At 68.3% G+C, this 16328-nt stretch carries 12 protein-coding genes; 7 read left to right on the top strand and 5 right to left on the bottom strand.

The annotated features are described in order from the left end of the window. Positions 1–149: 149 nt before the first annotated feature. The 6 genes from NA12_RS28800 (at position 150) to NA12_RS33935 (ending at position 5801) form a co-directional block, all read left to right on the top strand. Positions 150–1826, top strand: coding sequence for a fumarate hydratase (locus NA12_RS28800; RefSeq protein ID WP_067458414.1), 1677 nt, complete (start codon positions 150–152; stop codon positions 1824–1826). A gap of 126 nt (positions 1827–1952) precedes the next feature. Next, positions 1953–3350, top strand: coding sequence for an ABC1 kinase family protein (locus tag NA12_RS28795; RefSeq protein ID WP_067458412.1), 1398 nt, complete (start codon positions 1953–1955; stop codon positions 3348–3350). A gap of 9 nt (positions 3351–3359) precedes the next feature. Beyond that, positions 3360–3869, top strand: coding sequence for a M15 family metallopeptidase (locus tag NA12_RS28790; RefSeq protein ID WP_067458409.1), 510 nt, complete (start codon positions 3360–3362; stop codon positions 3867–3869). Between the two features lie 134 nt (positions 3870–4003). Further along, positions 4004–4186, top strand: coding sequence for an antitoxin VbhA family protein (locus NA12_RS28785; protein WP_067458406.1), 183 nt, complete (start codon positions 4004–4006; stop codon positions 4184–4186). An 11-nt stretch (positions 4187–4197) separates the two neighbouring features. Further along, complete coding sequence (locus NA12_RS28780; protein ID WP_067458403.1) at positions 4198–4836, top strand: Fic/DOC family protein; 639 nt, start codon at positions 4198–4200, stop codon at positions 4834–4836. A 218-nt stretch (positions 4837–5054) separates the two neighbouring features. Continuing rightward, on the top strand, positions 5055–5801 hold the full coding sequence (locus tag NA12_RS33935; RefSeq protein ID WP_132370021.1) for a hypothetical protein: 747 nt from the start codon (positions 5055–5057) through the stop codon (positions 5799–5801). A 279-nt stretch (positions 5802–6080) separates the two neighbouring features. Here NA12_RS33935 and NA12_RS28775 read toward each other — a convergent pair whose 3' ends face one another. Then, positions 6081–6500 carry a RidA family protein gene (locus NA12_RS28775; protein WP_067458400.1) on the bottom strand — a complete coding sequence of 140 codons (420 nt, stop codon included), beginning with the start codon at positions 6498–6500 and terminating at the stop codon, positions 6081–6083. A gap of 62 nt (positions 6501–6562) precedes the next feature. On the opposite strand from NA12_RS28775, the gene NA12_RS28770 reads away from it, so the two are divergent. Then, on the top strand, positions 6563–7540 hold the full coding sequence (locus NA12_RS28770) for a helix-turn-helix transcriptional regulator (RefSeq protein ID WP_067458397.1): 978 nt from the start codon (positions 6563–6565) through the stop codon (positions 7538–7540). A 25-nt stretch (positions 7541–7565) separates the two neighbouring features. Here NA12_RS28770 and NA12_RS28765 read toward each other — a convergent pair whose 3' ends face one another. The 4 genes from NA12_RS28765 to NA12_RS28750 all read right to left on the bottom strand — a co-directional run bounded on the left by NA12_RS28765 (position 7566) and on the right by NA12_RS28750 (position 16193). Beyond that, entirely contained in the window at positions 7566–11963 is a 4398-nt protein-coding gene (locus NA12_RS28765) for an SbcC/MukB-like Walker B domain-containing protein (RefSeq protein ID WP_067458394.1), read from the bottom strand. Between the two features lie 2 nt (positions 11964–11965). Continuing rightward, the gene (locus tag NA12_RS28760) at positions 11966–13345 is read right to left on the bottom strand and encodes a TIGR02678 family protein (protein WP_067458391.1); all 1380 of its coding nucleotides are present in this window, start codon (positions 13343–13345) and stop codon (positions 11966–11968) included. Between the two features lie 73 nt (positions 13346–13418). Beyond that, positions 13419–14978 (bottom strand): TIGR02677 family protein, encoded by a 1560-nt coding sequence (locus NA12_RS28755; RefSeq protein ID WP_243654993.1) that lies wholly within the window; start codon positions 14976–14978, stop codon positions 13419–13421. 75 nt (positions 14979–15053) lie between these two features. Next, the gene (locus NA12_RS28750; RefSeq protein WP_067458657.1) at positions 15054–16193 is read right to left on the bottom strand and encodes an NsdA family TPR-like regulatory protein; all 1140 of its coding nucleotides are present in this window, start codon (positions 16191–16193) and stop codon (positions 15054–15056) included. Between the last annotated feature and the right edge of the window lie 135 nt (positions 16194–16328).

Genomic DNA, 16328 nt, shown 5'->3' with positions numbered 1-16328 from the left:
TGGTCGAGGTCGGTCGGCAACCTCACATAGGGTTGCCTAACCGCCGTGCGGGTGTGGGTGGTCGATAGGCTGCGGATTGCTTTGTGACCAGCCCTGCCTGGTGCTCCGCAGTGCCTGCGGTGCCCGCCCTGCCCGAAGGAGTGCGATCCGTGACCGCGCCGGAGTTCCGCTATTCCGATCTGCTGCCCATCGGCGCCGACGAGACGCCCTACCGCCTGCTCACCAGCGAGGGGGTCAGCACCGTCGAGCTCAACGGGCGCACCTTCTTGCAGGTCGAGCCCGAGGCGCTGCGGCTGCTGACCGAGACGGCGATCCACGACATCAGCCACTACCTGCGCCCCGCGCACCTGCGGCAGCTGCGCAAGATCATCGACGACCCCGAGTCCTCGGGCAACGACCGCTTCGTCGCGCTCGACCTGCTCAAGAACCTCAACATCTCGGCAGGCGGTGTGCTGCCGATGTGTCAGGACACCGGCACCGCGATCGTAATGGGCAAGAAGAGCGAGGGCGTGCTCACCGGTGTCGACGACGCCGAATGGCTCAGTCGTGGCATCTTCGACGCCTACACCAAGCTGAACCTGCGCTACTCCCAGCTCGCCCCGATCACCATGTGGGACGAGAAGAACACCGGCACCAACCTGCCCGCCCAGATCGAGCTGTACTCGACCGAGGGTGACGCCGACAACCCGGTGTACAAGTTCCTGTTCATGGCCAAGGGCGGCGGTTCGGCCAACAAGTCGTTCCTGTACCAGGAGACCAAGGCCGTCCTGAACCCCGAGCGCATGCTCGAGTTCCTCGACGAGAAGATCCGCTCGCTGGGCACCGCGGCCTGCCCGCCGTATCACCTCGCGGTGGTCATCGGCGGCACCAGCGCCGAATTCGCCTTGAAGACAGCGAAATACGCGTCCGCGCACTACCTCGACAACCTGCCCACCGAGGGCTCGATCGCCGGTCACGCGTTCCGCGATGTCGAGCTGGAGGAGGAGGTCTTCCAGCTCACCCGCGAATTCGGCATCGGCGCGCAGTTCGGCGGCAAGTACTTCTGCCACGACGTGCGCGTGGTCCGCCTGCCCCGGCACGGCGCCTCCTGCCCGGTCGCGATCGCCGTCTCCTGCTCGGCCGACCGGCAGGCGCTGGCGAAGATCACCAAGGACGGCATCTTCCTGGAACAGCTGGAAACCGAACCGGCCCAGTATCTTCCGGAGCAGACCGCCGACATCCTCGGCGGCGATGTGGTGCGGATCGACCTGAACCGCCCGATGGCCGAGATCCGCGCCGAGTTGTCGAAATACCCGGTGAAGACCCGCCTTTCGCTCACCGGGCCGCTGGTCGTGGCCCGCGATATCGCGCACGCCAAGATCAAGGAGCGGCTCGACGCGGGCGAACCCATGCCGCAGTATCTGCGCGATATGGCCGTCTACTACGCCGGTCCGGCGAAGACGCCGGAGGGTTACGCGTCGGGCTCCTTCGGTCCGACGACCGCGGGTCGCATGGACTCCTACGTCGACCAGTTCCAGGCCGCGGGCGGCTCCATGGTGATGCTGGCCAAGGGCAATCGCTCCGCGCAGGTCACCAAGGCGTGCAACGAACACGGCGGCTTCTACCTGGGCTCCATCGGTGGTCCCGCCGCCCGCCTCGCGCTGGACTGCATCAAGAACGTCGAGGTCCTGGAATACGCCGAGCTCGGCATGGAAGCCGTCTGGAAGATCGACGTCGAGGACTTCCCCGCCTTCATCGTCGTCGACGACAAGGGCAACGACTTCTTCGCCGAGACCGCCAAACCGATCGCCCTGCGCGTGCGCACCCGTTCCAAGGAACGCGTGTAAGCATCCGGCTCTCCGATACCCCGGTCCCTGCTGCGGCGGGCGCCGGGGTTTCGGCTGTTCCGAGGCCCAGATGACGGCTGCCGCGCCCGGTGTAATGTGACGCACGGCATAGGCGTGGACAGGGGTATGGAGTTGGCGAGCGGTGGAGTGCCGAAAGGCCGGGCGACGCGCAGCGCGAAGCTGGGTCAGTTCGCCGCCGGTCAGGCGGTGCGGGAGGTCGGGCGTCGGCTGTCGATGGTGGGGCGCACCGACGAGGCGCGCGAGGTGCTCGCCGAGCGGTCGGCGATGATGAAGGCGCAACAGATCGTCGCCGTGCTGGGGAGCATGAAGGGCTCGGCGATGAAGCTCGGGCAGATGGGCTCGGTGCTCGATCTCGGCTTCGTTCCCGAAGCGCATCGCGAGCAGTTCCGGGCTCAGCTCGCGGCGCTGCAGGACCGGGCGCCCGCGATGCCGTTCTCGACGATGCGACAGGTGATCGAGGACGATCTCGGTCCCTTGACGCACATCTTCGCCGAGTTCGGCGAGACAGCGATCGCGGCGGCGTCGATCGGTCAGGTGCACCGAGCCCGACTGCACGACGGGCGCGTCGTGGCGGTCAAGGTGAAATATCCCGGGGTGGAGCGCGCCGTCCAGGCCGATATCAGCAATCTCGAGTTTCTCGGCAGGATGGCCAGAACGGCGCTGCCGAGCCTGGCCGACACCGGTGTGCTGGAGGAGGTGGCCGGCAATCTGCGTAGCGAACTCGACTACGAGCGCGAGGCCCGCACCCAACATCGGGTCGCGCGCCGCTATCGCGGCCACCCCTTCATCACCGTGCCCGACAGCGTCGAGCAATTCTGCACACACAACGTGCTGGTGACCGATTTCGTCGAGGGGCATCCCTTTTCGCACATCCAGACCCTGCCCGCCGCCGAACGGGACCGTCTCGGTGAATTGATCTACCGCTTCTACATCACCGGGCTGTTCGCCGACAACGAGTTCTGTGGCGACCCGCATCCGGGCAATGTGCTGCTGGCCACCGACGGCAAACTCGCCTTCGTCGATTTCGGTCTCTACAAGGAAATGGACCCGGCACACGTCGAGTTCGAGCGCTCCGTGCTGCGCGCGGCGGCGGAGGGACGCGGCGAGGACCTGTTCGCGGCGTGGTCGGGGCGCGGGATCATCGATCCCGAATCCACGGTCACCGTGGACGAGAGCCTGGCCTACGTGTGGGCCGCCGCCGGCTGGCACCTGCTCGACGAACAGGTCACGATCACTCCCGAACTGGCCACCGGCGCACTGTTGCTCGCCGTCGACCCGCGTTCGTCGGACTTCCAGGGCATGCACAAACAGATGTTGCCGCCCGAGCACGTGTTCTCCCGCCGCGCCGACCTGTTCACCTTCGCCACCCTCGGTCAGCTGCGCGTCACCGCCAACTGGCATCAGCTCGCCCGCGAATGGCTCTACGACGAACCCCCGCGGACCGAGATCGGCCGGGCGATCGAGCAGTGGCGTCGTGGTCTCGACGACCGGCCCGCTCGATAGGATCGAGCGATGAGTACTGTGCGTGGCCGCGTGACCGACCGGATCCTGGTGACCATCACGGCCGCCGCGGCCGTGACCGCGATCGGCGTCGGCGTCGCCGACGCCCAACCCGAGCCGCGCGAACAGTTCGGATCGGCAGCGGGCACCGAAGGCCTCGACCCGCCGCTCGCCGCCGCCTACACCCTCGCCGAACAGCAGGCGCACGCCGAGAACGTGCCGTTGTCGATTACCTCCGGCCGCCGCACCTACGAGCAGCAGCTGTGGCTCTGGCAGGACGGCTTGGCCACCTACGGCAGCCCAGAGGAGGCCCGTCGCTGGGTGCTTCCGCCGGAGGAATCCACCCACGTGTCCGGCCGCGCCATCGATGTGGGCCCGCAGGTGGGGGCGCGGTGGCTCGAGGACAACGGCAACCGATGGGGGCTGTGCCGGACGTTCGACAACGAATGGTGGCATTTCTCCATAGAGACCACGCCTGGCATGCCGTGCCCGCCGCGCGTGCCGGATGCCAGCTATCGGTGACCGGTGGGCTTACCGGGTCCGCCCCGAACCCGAACCACGGGAAGTGTGTTGACCGATTCGGGCAGCGTATCGACGTGACGATAGCTCCGTAGACTATCCTGGAGTGGAGGAACCCGACTGAAGGTGGTGTTCAGGTGACAGAGGCGCAGAAGGCCAAGCGGCGAGTCAAGGTGGTGCGGGCGATTCGTCACAGCACTGAACTCGAAGGTTCACGCAGCACCAACGCCACACGTGCCGACCAGCTCGAATATGCCCGCGGGAAGATCACTGCGGCTGAGCTAAGCGATCGCGTCCGCAGCCGGTACAACGTCCAGTAGCCGGGGCAGGAATGCCGCATCCTTGGGACGTCGGCGATCTCGAACAGAATTGGCTGGGCTATTTCGTCCCTGGCACCAACATCTTGAGGAATCGAGTCGGTGCTCGGACGGACGACGCGCTGCAAAACGCGGAGAACGATCTCGTCGAGACACGGCTGATCCAGCTTCGCGAAGCTCCCGATCTTGTAGGTGTCCGCACATATGATCTCGCGTACCTACGTTGCATCCATCGCCAGCTCTTCCAAGATGTCTACGTCTGGGCAGGAGAAATTCGGACCGTCGGCATCGAGAAGGGCGCCGAGTCCTTTTGCCCACCAAACAACATCAGCCAGCCGATGGATCATGTCGCTGCGAAGATTCACAGGCTCAAGCAGCTGAAGGCCGTTCCTCTAGCAGATCTCGCGCGCACTGTTGCTTATCTGTATGACTACGTGAACTTCGCTCACCCCTTTCGGGAAGGCAACGGCCGCACGACCCGTGAGTTCTTCGACCTTCTCCTCTCCGAACGCGGTGCTGGCCTCGACTGGGAAAAGACCGATCTCGTTGAACTGCACAGTGCCTGCCATGTCGCGCGATCCGAATACGACCTAGGAGGGCTGATCGCAATGTTTGCCAAGATTCTCGATGCTGAACCCGCATACGACTTCTGACGTTCGGTGTCGGCAGGCACTCGACCGCGTCACGTGTGCTTGGGGGGGTGCCGCACGCGAGCCTGCCAACCCGCGGGCGGCTGTCGAGTGCCCGAGCTAGCACGCCGCCAATCAAGGTGGGACATCACCGTTAGGATCTCAATAACGTTGCACCGCAAAGGAAGGCGCGATCTTCTTGAAATATGCGGCGCACCGCTTTCTGTGGATAAGCTCCCAATGTGCTTACTCCTGAACGTCTGCTCGACGTCTCCACGGCCGCAGCGAACAACTTCAAGAAGCCGCTGGACCTGATCGCTATCCATTCTGAGCAGCCCGTGCGAGGTACGCAGCCGCGCGCCTCGCTCAATCCGTTCACGGTTATGTCGGCGGGCGGTGCATGGGAACGTCTGATTGCTGACCTCGTTGGTGCCAGTCAATCTGAGCTGGCGAAGCCGGGGCACCACAAGAGTGACAAGGGTATGCAGTATCCAGACACGGTCGATGGCTATCTACGGAAGCGGCAAGTTATCCGCATGCCCGTCACCAGTCGTTGGGAGGCTGCGTACGCACAAGGCTGGCATGGCGCCATGCCGACACGGTGGATCACCGTCACCTCAGAGTCCAACGATGCTGACCGTCAGGTTTTCCTGCGGTATGTGCGCGCAGCCATTGGTGCGAGGAACGCAGCCGCGCACTTTGCGCTGGCTCAGACCGCTAACGCGATTGCTGGCGAGTGGAAGGAGTACGGCGGGCATCCGTGGGACTCTGATGCGGCGAGCGACACACTACAAAGTGGATACGTGCGCGGCGCCACTGCCTTGTGGTTGCAGCTGATCGACACAACTTTGGTTGCTGTGGCTGCCGATCACGGATGGGACCCAGCTCCATTCCGGCTCCCAGCCGACTGGTTCGGCGCAGTAGCAACCTCTGACCGCTACCATGGTGTTGAGTTTTGGGGTGGTAGGGCATTGCATCGCGTCGCCTAATCGTCCAGCGCGACAGGTGGATCCAGATACGCGAGTGCGTAAAGGTGTCAGTCGAGCGGGTACGTCGGTTTTGTGGGTCCGTCCACCTTGACAACGAATGGTGGCATTTCGAGCTGGCCACCGCGCCCGGCGCACCGTGTCCTGCCCGGGTGCCGGACGCGAGTCAGCGCTAGAGGCCGGGTCCCGGCCCTGCGCCATTCGCCGGGTCCGGGATTCGAACCGGGGTCGATCTGAACCACCTGCATCCGGTTCGACCCCCGATGCAGGTGGGCGCGACGATCAGGGCCGGGCAGCGACGGCTTCGACCTCGAACAACATGTCGGGGGTGGCCAGGCTCGCCACGCCGAGGAGAGTTTGGGCTGGTGGGGTGGTGCCCCAGTGCGCCCGGACGGCGGCGGCGATGGGGCCGAGCTTGCTGATGTCGTGATTCACGATGTAGGTCCGGAGTTGGACGACGTGGCCGAGGTCGAGGCCGTGGGCGGCCAGGGCGGTGGCGATGTTGCGGAAGGTCCGGTCCACCTGGTCGGTGAAGTCGGGGGAGACGACGGCGCCGTCGGGTCCGGATCCGTACTGTCCCGAGACGAGAACCAGCTCGGTACCCGCGGGGATGACGGCGGTGTGGCTGTAGCCGAAGGGGGTCGGGTCGTGCAGGCCGTCCGGGTTGACGAGGGTGTGGGGAGCGCGCTCGATGTTGGTCATGGCGATGAACCTGCCAGGAATACACGACATCCTCTGTCAGGTATTGCTGGCATAGTTTTCGTATGCGCGCTGACCGGTTGGTCTCCCTGGTGCTGCTGTTGCGGCGGCACGGTCGGCTGTCGGCCGACACCCTGGCCCGCGAGCTGGAAGTGTCCACCCGGACCGTGCTGCGCGATATCGAGGCGCTGTCCACGGCGGGTGTCCCGGTCTACGCCGAACGCGGCAGGCATGGTGGATTCGCGTTGTTGCCCGGGTTCCGGACCGAGCTGACCGGACTGAACCACGAGGAGGCGCTGGCCTTGCTGATCGCCGGATCACGGCGTGGCGCACAGGCATTCGGGCTCGGCTCGGCCCTCGCGTCGGCGATGCTCAAGGTCGTCGACGCGCTGCCTGACAGCTACCGGGAGACCGCGAGCGACGCGGCCGCGCGGTTGCTCATCGATCCCGAGACCGATCTGCTCGCGCGCCGGTCGGCCGCTGAGGAGTTGCCCGACTCGATCGTCACCGAGGTCCGGCGCGCGGTGCTCGCCGGACACAAACTGCGCATCCACTACGCGGCCGTCGACCAGAACCCCGACTGGCGCACGGTGGACCCGATCGGGCTGGTCACCGTTCGCGGCCAGGGCTACTTGCTCGCCACGAGATCCGGCGTGGACCGCACCTACCGACTGTCGCGGGTCGTGGCCGCCGAGACGCTGTCCGAACCGGCCCAGCGACCGGACCGGGTCGACCTGGACCGGGCATGGCGGGAGCGTAGCGCTCGTTTTCGCGCGGGCCGCGACCTCGTCACCGTGCGGGTGCTGGTCGAACCGGCGCGACATGCGGAGTTGGTCGCCACCGCGGTGGCTGTCCACAGCGAAGAGGTCGACGACGACGGACGACTGCGGCTGGAGGTGGCCTTCCAGGATCGCAGGCATGCCGAATGGGCGATGTGGCAGCTCGCCACGAACGCCGAAGTCATTGCCCCGCAGTGGTTACGCACCGCCCTGCGCGACCGTGCCGCGGCGATCGTGGCCTGGTACGAGATGCCACCACAATGATGAACCGCCCGTGCCGAGCCGCTGATCAGCCCACCGTCGCGGGTTCGCCCGGCATGCCTTCCAGGGTCAATCCGCCCTCGATCGTGTTCGGTACCCGGCGGCGATCGGGGGAACCCAGCGCCGCGGTGAGATCGCCGCCGTCGTGCTCGGCGAGCAGCGCACCGCTGTCCCAGACGAGCAGGGTCGCGCTGACGGTGTTCTCGGCGGTGGAGTGGGCCAGATCGTAGTGCGCGCAGCCGGGCACGTGGGCGTAGGTGATCCACAGGTCGTAACCGGTCATGAACAGATCGAGGTCGAATTGCACACTGAGACCGAGCAATTCACTACGACCGTTGTCGTCGACGCCGGCGAACGCCTCGTCGAGGGCGAGCAGGCGAGGAGCCTGCGGGTCGGCGGAGTCGAGCATCACGTGCGCGGCGGCGAACAGCGGCAGGTGCAGGGAGACGGACTGTTCGCCACCGGAGAGAGCGCTGTGGCGGGCGACGGTGAGCTTGTCCTCGGTGCCGTCCCCGGAGATGAGCGTGAACGAGAACACCCGCCAGGTGCGGTAATCGAGGGTGGCGGCGAGGATCTCGGGGTAGGAACGTTCCGGGTGCGCGGTGCGGGCGGCGCGGATCTCGGCGGCGAAGTGGGCGCGCACCGAGCCGAGATCCTCCGGGCTCAGGGCGGTGGTGTCGCGGTCGAGGATCTTGCACACCGAGCGCGCGGACTCCGACAGGCCGTCGGCGAGGATCCAGTGCACCCCGATGGTGTTGCCCGACGACATCCGCCGCTGCTTCATCTCCGCGCCCATCCGGGAGATCAGTTCGCGTGCGTCGGTGGTGCGTTCGTGGATCTGCTGGGCCAGGCCGGTGAGCAGCGCGTCTTCGAGGATGCGGCGCTCGGCGTCGGTGAGGAGCAGTTCCTGGTCGCGGCGGGCGGCGTCGATGCGGGCGGCGAAGTCGGCGAGGGCGGCCTGGCCGTTCTCGTCGTGGACGGCGACGACGGTGAGTCCGTCGGCGGCATCCCAGTTCAGCCGGTAGTCGCGGCCGGACGCGGTGAGCGCGGCATCGAACTCCTGCAGGGCGCCGGTGACCGCGGAGCGAGTGGACTTGCGACCGGCCTCGGTCGTGCGGACCTGTGTGGTGGCGGCATCGAGGTCGGCGAACAAGGCGGCGACCTCATCGGGCAGCACCACCGGGTCGGTGTCGGGGCCTGCCGCGACGATGCGGTAGTGCAGTTGCTCGGGGGTGGACCACGCGGCGTCGCTAGTGGGCCACCGGTGTTCGACCGAGGCGCCGAGCAAGCTCAACAGGTCGGGTCGGGCGTAGGGGGCCAGCGAACGCACCTCGGCGAGCACCTCGGTGAGCGCGGTGGCGAGCGCTTCGTTGGCGGTGCGATAGGCGGCCTCGGCATCGCCGACCGCTTCGATGGCGGCATTGGCGGCCTTACGCGCGGCCCGCTGCTCGGCCTTGGCCGCCTCGATAGCCGCGCGGGCCAGGTCGAGATCGCGGTCGATGTCGGCGGCACCGGCGCCCAGCGCTTCTCGCAGTGTTTCGAGTTTGCGCTGCTGCTCGGTGTAGCCCAGTCGAGCGGCCTCGGCCTCCTCGGCGAACGCCTCGGCCAGTGCGCGCGCTTCGTCGTGCCGGTCGACGCCCTCGCGTTCGCGTTCGCGCTCCCGTTCGTGTTCGGCGCGCAGGCGTAGCAGTCCCGTACCGGTGTTCTCGAAATGGCGGATCGCGGCGGCCAGCGCGTCGAGTTCGCGTGCCTCACGCGGGGTTCGGTGCGCCTGGGCGGCGGCGCGTGCCTTCTTGTCCATGGCCGCGACCTCGGCGACGGTCTGGTCGAGTTCGCGCTCGGCCTGGGTGGCGGCCTCGACTCTCGACCGCATCAGACCGGCGGCCTCGGCCACGGCGCGCAGGGCGGAGGTCACCGCCGAGGGACGCGGCAGCGCCTTGGCGGCGGTCGACAGCGTGGCCAATTCGGCGGTGGCGCGACGATCGTCGGCCCGCGCCGCCTCGTGCTCGGTAGCGGCGGCCTCGATCGCGGCGTCGATCTCGGCGAGCCGGGCCTCGCGCCTGCGGGCACGCGCGGTGGTTCCGATGAACTCGGCGTCGGGCTTGTGGTGGCGGCCGACGAGAACGCCCTGCCGGAAAGTTCCGGCGAGGCCGACCACGACCTGCGGCGCGGCGGTGGTCAGCGCGGTGAGGGCGGCGCCGGTGATCACCGACGGCGCATCGCTGGACCGGGACGGCTCGGACCGGTCCGAGCCCTCGGTGTGGTCGGCGTTCGGATCCGGCTGTGCGGAGGTGTCGTGGACAGCGATGGAGGCCAGCACCGCGGCAACGGTCTCGGCGGGCACGGTGAGGTCGGACGAATCCTCTTCGACGACAAGGACATCGGCGAGAGTGCGGCCGGACGGACGCTGGTCGATCGGCAAGGGCAGGAGGAAGTGGTCGGAGTCGATGTCGGCGGGCAGCGTCGGGCCGCAGATCCAGCTGTCGAGCAGACCGCTGGACTCCAGTGCCGCTTCGATACCGGCCGCATCCCGCGCGGACACCGCGTCGGCGAACCGCACCAGCCGCCACAAGGGTGCACCCGAAAGCTCTTCGCGTACAACACTTCTCGCGGGGTGCGTCGACGGGGCATCGTCGCGCTGAGCGGCGATCTGCTGACGCTCGGCGACCAGGCCATCGCGGCGCGCGGCGGCCGCGGTGGCTCGGGATCGTGCCTCCTGGCGGCCCGTGCGGATCTGCTCTTGCAGCGGTTCGCACCACTCGGCCAAAACCTCGGTGGCGGAGGGAACATCCGCCGCACCCGCACCCGCCATCGCGGCGTCGAGCGCGGCGAACAAGCCGACGGTGGTCGCCTCGGGTGAACGGTCACCCACCCCGTCTCGTCCGTCGGCGTCCGAGCCGCCATCGTGAGCTACGGGTTCGGTGACGGTCCCGAAGAGCTCGTGGTGCGCGGTCCACCAGGTGCGCAGGGCGGCGGCGGATTCGCCGCGCGCCAAGGCGACCGCGGCCTCGGCATGGGCGACTTCGGCGGCGGCCGCGTCGCGCAGTTCGACGGCGCGTTGCGCCAGGCGTTCGGAGCGGGTGCGTTCGGCGGCGGCGGTTTCCCACTTGCCCACCGCTTGGCGCACGGCACGGACATCGGCGTCACGTTCGGCCGCGTGACTGTGGATCGTCGCGGTGAACTGGTCGCCGCGGCCTTCGGTGCTCGGCGGGGTCCATTCGATGCCTGCCCCCTCGGCGGCGGCGCGGACCGCGTCCTCACCCCGGACGAGGGCGGCCGCCGCGGTGCGGACCGCTTCGGTGGCGCGCGAGGCTTCTTCGGCACGACGTTGCAGTGTGTGCGTGGCTTCGGCGGCCTTGTCACGGTGGGCGGCGGCGGAGGTTTCGAGGCGGCGCACGGCGTCGGCCAGGTCGTCGAGTTGCTGTTTGCCCTCGTAGGCGCCGGAGCGCTGGAGGTTCTCGCGGTCGGCGATGGCCTGCTCATAGGCCTGGTCGGCGTTGTCGGCGCTGGTCTCGGCTTCGGTGCGGTCGGTCTCGCGGCGGGTGCGCAGGGCCGTCGCGGCGAAGAGCGCGGTGGCGGCGAAGGTGGCGGCGTCGAGGCGGGTGCGGAGCTGGTCGACGTCGGTTTTCGCCTGCACCGCCAGGTATTTGCGGTACACGTCGACGAAACGGCGGGTGGCGGTGTCGGCCTGGACGAGACCGTCGAGCGTGCGCCCGACCTCCTCCATATCGCTGAACGAGCGAGCGGCGTCGAGGATCAACTGCTCGTCGAGCGGGCGAAGGCCGTCGGTGAGTGCCTGGGACAGGCCGCGCGGGTCCAGGTTCTTGGCGAGCTGGGGCCTTCGCAGTGTGAGAATCAGGTTGATCAGCTGGTCGTAGCGTTGCGCGCCGAGCCCGAACATGCGCGCGTCGATCGCCGCCCGGTACTCGACGGGTCGGTCCACGATGGCGTCGCTGCCGATCTGCTCGGCCAGTTGCCTGCGGGTGAGCGGGCGGTCGTCGGGACCGATGAGGGAGAAGTCGACCCCGGCGCGGCCGTCGGCGACGAAGTACCAGCGCGTCACCTTGTCGGCGGAGCGGGTGGCGCGCATGCCGATGCCGACGGTGACGGTCTCCGGGTCGTCCCAGCTCCCGCGCGCGAATTCCATCCACACATACGAGTAGGCCGATTCCTGTTTGCGGTACAGCAGGTTCGACTTCATGGTGCGTTCTTCACCGGCGAACGGGTTCAGCCTGCGCGGTTCGATCCGCCCGTCCAGCACGAACGGGAACAGCACCTCCAGCGCCTTCGTTTTACCGGAACCGTTGGGTCCGCGCAGCACCAGGCGTCCGTCGGCGAAACTGAACTCCTGGTCGCGGTAGTCCCACAGGTTGACGATGCCGGCCCGGGTCGGGACGAACCGCACTCCGCCGTGGATGAGTGACATGCTCAGACCCCTCCCTCTCCGGTGCTGCCGTCGGTATCGGCGGCGGTGACGAACAATTCCTCGGCCTTGCGCACTCGCACGGTGACCACCGCGCCCCGATATCGGGCCAGCGCGGGCAGGATCAGCAGCCCGTCCTGGACCGGCCGGACCAGCCGCAGTTTGGTGAGCAGCGCGAGCACCTCGGTGGTGAGCCCGCCGACATCGGCCTGCCATTGGGCGGCGAAAGTCGCGCCGTAGCGGTCGGTGAGCGCGACGAGGGTGGCGCGCACCCAGGCATCGTCGAGGAACGGGTAGGTCGCCTGTTCGGTGGTCTCGGTCTCTTCCTCGACGAAATCTGTTCCAGCGGTGACGATTTCGACGTGATCGGCGAGCGGGGTGAACACGCCCGCCGTGGGAATGGACGCATCGAGCTGATCGAGCAGCGCGGTATCGGCGGCGAGCGCGCCGGGCCGCTGGGGGATCGGGTTGTCGAGGTCGAGTACCACGTCCGCGATCTCGCCGATCAGCAACAGCGCCACCTGGGCCAGGGTCCCGGTGCCGGGGAAGCGGGTGTCCGACAGCCGACCCGAGGTGTCGATCAGCGCCACCCCTTCGGCCCGGCGTTCGGCCCGCAAGCCGGTGCAGTACTCGACCTCGCCGACCAGCCGGTCCTGGCCGAGCAGCGCCCGCTCGGCCTGCGACAGCTCATCGAGATACACCACCGGGCGTTCCACGAGTGCCCGGCGAACCCGGCGGGCTTGATCGGGCGAGACCTGGTCGGCGTCGTCGGCGAGCAGTCCGCGCACGCTGTGCAGATGTTGCAGCGCGCGTGGGGGCCGGAACAGGGCGAACACCACCGGCCGATCGATGTCGTAGAGCGCCTCACCCGCCTCCGGGTCGCTGGCCCAGCCGCCCGCATCGCCGTCGGCCAGCGTCAGCGCACCGCGCGCGCCCAGCCAGCCGATCGCGTCGACGAAGGCGTCGCGGTCGGCTGCCCGCTCGGTCGACAGGTCGAGGCCCTCGATCCGGCTCGCGTGATCGGCGACGTGCTCGGCCAATTCCGACAGGGTGATCTGGTCGCCCGCCCGGCCGAGGGTGGCCAGCGCCAATGACAGATAGGCGTAGCGGCGGCGGTCGAAGACCCGATCGTTGACGCTGCGGGCGGGCCGGGCGTCGTCGAGCCGGTCGTGCACCGGGTACAGCCGGGCCGTGGTCTCGGTGACCTCCAATCGGTAACCGAACAATTCGGCCAGATCCTCGCGCAATTCGGTCGCCCACCGCCGCACCAACGGCAGCGCGATCCGGTCGGGATACACGCGGGTGACCAGGTGATTGGCCAGCATCACCCGCGCCGCTCGCTGATAGCTGTCGAGAGCGAGCCCATCGACGCGTTGTCGCTTCACAGTCTCGCCCCTCGCGCCGGCCGACGTCGCGTCGAGCGGTGGACGCCGACATCGAGCGAGTCGATGTGCCCTCTCATCGCGCACCTCCACGGCGACTCGACTCGCGTACTTCCAGGCGGCGGTTGTTCAGATGCAGCAGCCCCGCCGCGGTGCGGATCACCGTCGACCCGTCGCAGGGTCGCACCGTCAAGGTGACGCCGTTATCGGAACCTGTTGTGCCGTCGACCTTTCCGCTCACCGGTACCCACGCGGTCGAGGCCGCGTCGAGCAGGCGCAACAGCACCTCGGTCTCCCGTCGATCCAGCACTCGTTCGTGCACACTGCCCTGCGACAGCGAGGCAGCGGCCGCGGCCCGCTCGCGCTGCGCGGCCAGCTGCGCCTCGCGAAGTCGTCGCACGCCCGCGTCGTTGCGCGCGATCCGGGCCGGTGCGCCCGCGGTCGGTGCGCGACCGGTTTCGGCGAGGGTGCGTGAGATCTCCAACGGTGGCGCTGCCCACCAGGTTCGGCTGGTCGGGACGAGTTCGGCGTCGGGATGCTCGAGCGCGAGGTGGCGCGGCTTGCCCAGTCCGAACACCGCGTCGTAGAGGGCGTGCGCACTGCCCGTGGTGGGGGTGGCGACGAACCATTCGGCCAGGTGTCGCAACGCCGACTCCCGGCTGACGCCACCGCGGCGGGTCTCGGTCACCCGGCGCAACAGCGACAGCACCGCCGCGATCGCGCTCATCGTCGCCTCCCGGAGCCGATCGGCCTCACAGGTTTCCGACGATTCGGTGCCCGCGGCGACGAACCAGGTCCGCAATCCGTCCCAGCGGGACCGCCAATCCACCGCACGCTCGTCCTGGCTCAGCAACACCCGTTCGTCGCATCCGGCCGCGCGGCCGATCAACTGCTCGATCCCGGTCTCCTCGACGTCGCCGATCGCCGCGGCCAGCCGCGGGGCGAACCGGGCCAGATCCATGCTGAACTCGCGCATGTGCGCCAGCAGCGCGTCCTTGTGTGCGAGAAAGGATTCCGGCGTGATCTCGGTGGTGCGCACCAGATCGCCCAGTGACAGGTAGAAGTGCGCGGCCCGCGCGGCCAGATCGGTGAGCGCGGCGTCGAGCCTGCGCAAGGTGGTGTAGACCCGCTCGGCGTCGCCGTCGCGGTTTGCGGCGGCGAGGGTGTGCAGATCGGCGAGCAGCTCCGGCAGCACCAGGCGCGAGAGTGACGCGTCCTCCATCCTGGCCGCGAGCACTCCCGCCACCGCTCGGTAGGCCCCGAACCCGGCCTGCGCGAACTGGTAGACGTAGTGCCGGTTGCGGTACTCGGCCAGGGTGGCCGCGCGGGTGCCGTCGTAGCTGCGTTCGAGCACACCCCAGCGATGCAGCTGCTCGAGCAGTGGGCCGATCTCGACCGCGGGCAGGGGGACACCCGCGGCCGCCTCGACCCGGCCGCCCGCCTCGACCCGGAATATCCACTCGGCGACATCGTCGGCGTGCAACAACACCACGTAGGCGGCCCGCGCGCTGTCGAAGGCGCGCAGGACGCGTAGGTAGTCGGCGCGCTTCTCGGCGGTCGCGAACGAGAACAACCGCAGACGCTCGTCCCACAGGGCGGGTACGGCGCTGGGCAGGCCGTCGGCGGAGTCGGTCACCGTAGACAGGTTAGTGGTGGCCTCCGGGCGCTTCGCCGGACCCGTCCCGGATCGGCGTGGCAGCGCCGCGCGAGCTCACCCGACATTGAGGGTACGCAGCTGCTCGAGGAACGTTTGCGTGCGCTGATCTCCTGGGTACCGTTCGATGATCTCCCTGGCCGCCTCGCCCGCGATCCACGCCAGCGACGGCAGCGACTTGCGCCCCGGGGAGAAAGCCGCGACGCCCTCCTCGACCGCGCGTTCGAGATCGCGATCGCGCACGGCCACGACGGCCAGGGTGAGTCGCGCCTCCGAGACCCGCATGGGATTGCGGACCGAACCGTCCGGTCGGGTCGAATCGCGGATCACCTGCTGGGCGTAGCGCTCGGCCAGTCGATCCTGGCCCGCCACCCGGCAGCAGTCCATCGCGTAGAAGTCGAATTTCGTGGCGTCGACGACGAAGTGGTTGTCCAGATCGGCCGGATGGCCCATCCGCGACAGGATCGCCCTGCCCTCGTCGAGGGCGGTCTGCACATTGCGGCGGTCGCCGAGCCGGGCCCAGCCCTTGGCGCGCTGCGCCGCCAGCTGCACTCCCACGCTCGACGAGGTGGTGCCCGCCATGGCCTTCTCCGAGACATCGATCGCGCCGCGAAAGTTGCCCTGTGTCAACGCGAACCACGCCGACATCTCCGCGGCCCAGCCGACGATCTCGGCATTGCCCGCCTCGCGGCCCAGCGAATCGGCGGCCCGGCGAGTGGCTTCGGCGCCGCCCCGGCGGCCGAGATCGTAATCGACGCAACCGACCAGCAACGCGACCCAGCCTGCCAGGACGAGGATTTCCCGATGCTGGCTCAGCGTCAGTCTGCCGTCGAGCAGCGAGGTGATCCGGCGCAGCCACGCGGTCCCCTCGGCGTGCAGTGCGTACGGTTCGGCGTAGGCGTATTCACAGCACAGCCTTTCGGCGGTGATCCGCACCGCGTCCAGGGTCGCGCTGTTGACGTCGGACATCCTGAGTCGTCCGATGAACTCCAGTGTGTCCATACCGGTTGCCGATAACAGCTCGTCATCCCGGTTGGGGCGGGACTTCGGGAAGAACGCGGCGGTGACGGTGTCGAACGCGGCCGCGATGATCGGCGCGTAGAACTCGTCAGGTCGTGATTCCCCGGATTCCCAACGGCGCCAGTTGCGCAGCAGGGTACTGTCCGTCGGCAGGTTGTGGGAGGACTTGGTACGCATCGCGCGAACGGCATCGCCTTGCGACCACCCCCTCGCGTCACGTTCCGAGCGCATCCGAACAGCCCAGACGGGTCGATCATCAGTTGCGGTCACGGCGGTAGTATTCCACCAGTTAATGTTCGGCGTCACGGATAG

This window comes from Nocardia alba NBRC 108234 (assembly GCF_001612665.1).
Classification (GTDB): Bacteria; Actinomycetota; Actinomycetes; order Mycobacteriales; family Mycobacteriaceae; genus Nocardia; species Nocardia alba.
Note: the sequence above shows the minus strand (reverse complement) of the source record. Positions and strands in the feature narration are given on the sequence as shown.

Excerpts from the sequence above, each read along its gene's own strand:
- NA12_RS28795 (WP_067458412.1), top strand. The coding sequence starts at position 1,953 with ATGGAGTTGGCGAGCGGTGGAGTGCCGAAAGGCCGGGCGACGCGCAGC.
- NA12_RS28790 (WP_067458409.1), top strand. The coding sequence starts at position 3,360 with ATGAGTACTGTGCGTGGCCGCGTGACCGACCGGATCCTGGTGACCATC.
- NA12_RS28780 (WP_067458403.1), top strand. The coding sequence starts at position 4,198 with ATGCCGCATCCTTGGGACGTCGGCGATCTCGAACAGAATTGGCTGGGC.
- NA12_RS28775 (WP_067458400.1), bottom strand. The coding sequence starts at position 6,500 with ATGACCAACATCGAGCGCGCTCCCCACACCCTCGTCAACCCGGACGGC.
- NA12_RS28770 (WP_067458397.1), top strand. The coding sequence starts at position 6,563 with ATGCGCGCTGACCGGTTGGTCTCCCTGGTGCTGCTGTTGCGGCGGCAC.
- NA12_RS28765 (WP_067458394.1), bottom strand. The coding sequence starts at position 11,963 with ATGTCACTCATCCACGGCGGAGTGCGGTTCGTCCCGACCCGGGCCGGC.
- NA12_RS28750 (WP_067458657.1), bottom strand. The coding sequence starts at position 16,193 with ATGCGTACCAAGTCCTCCCACAACCTGCCGACGGACAGTACCCTGCTG.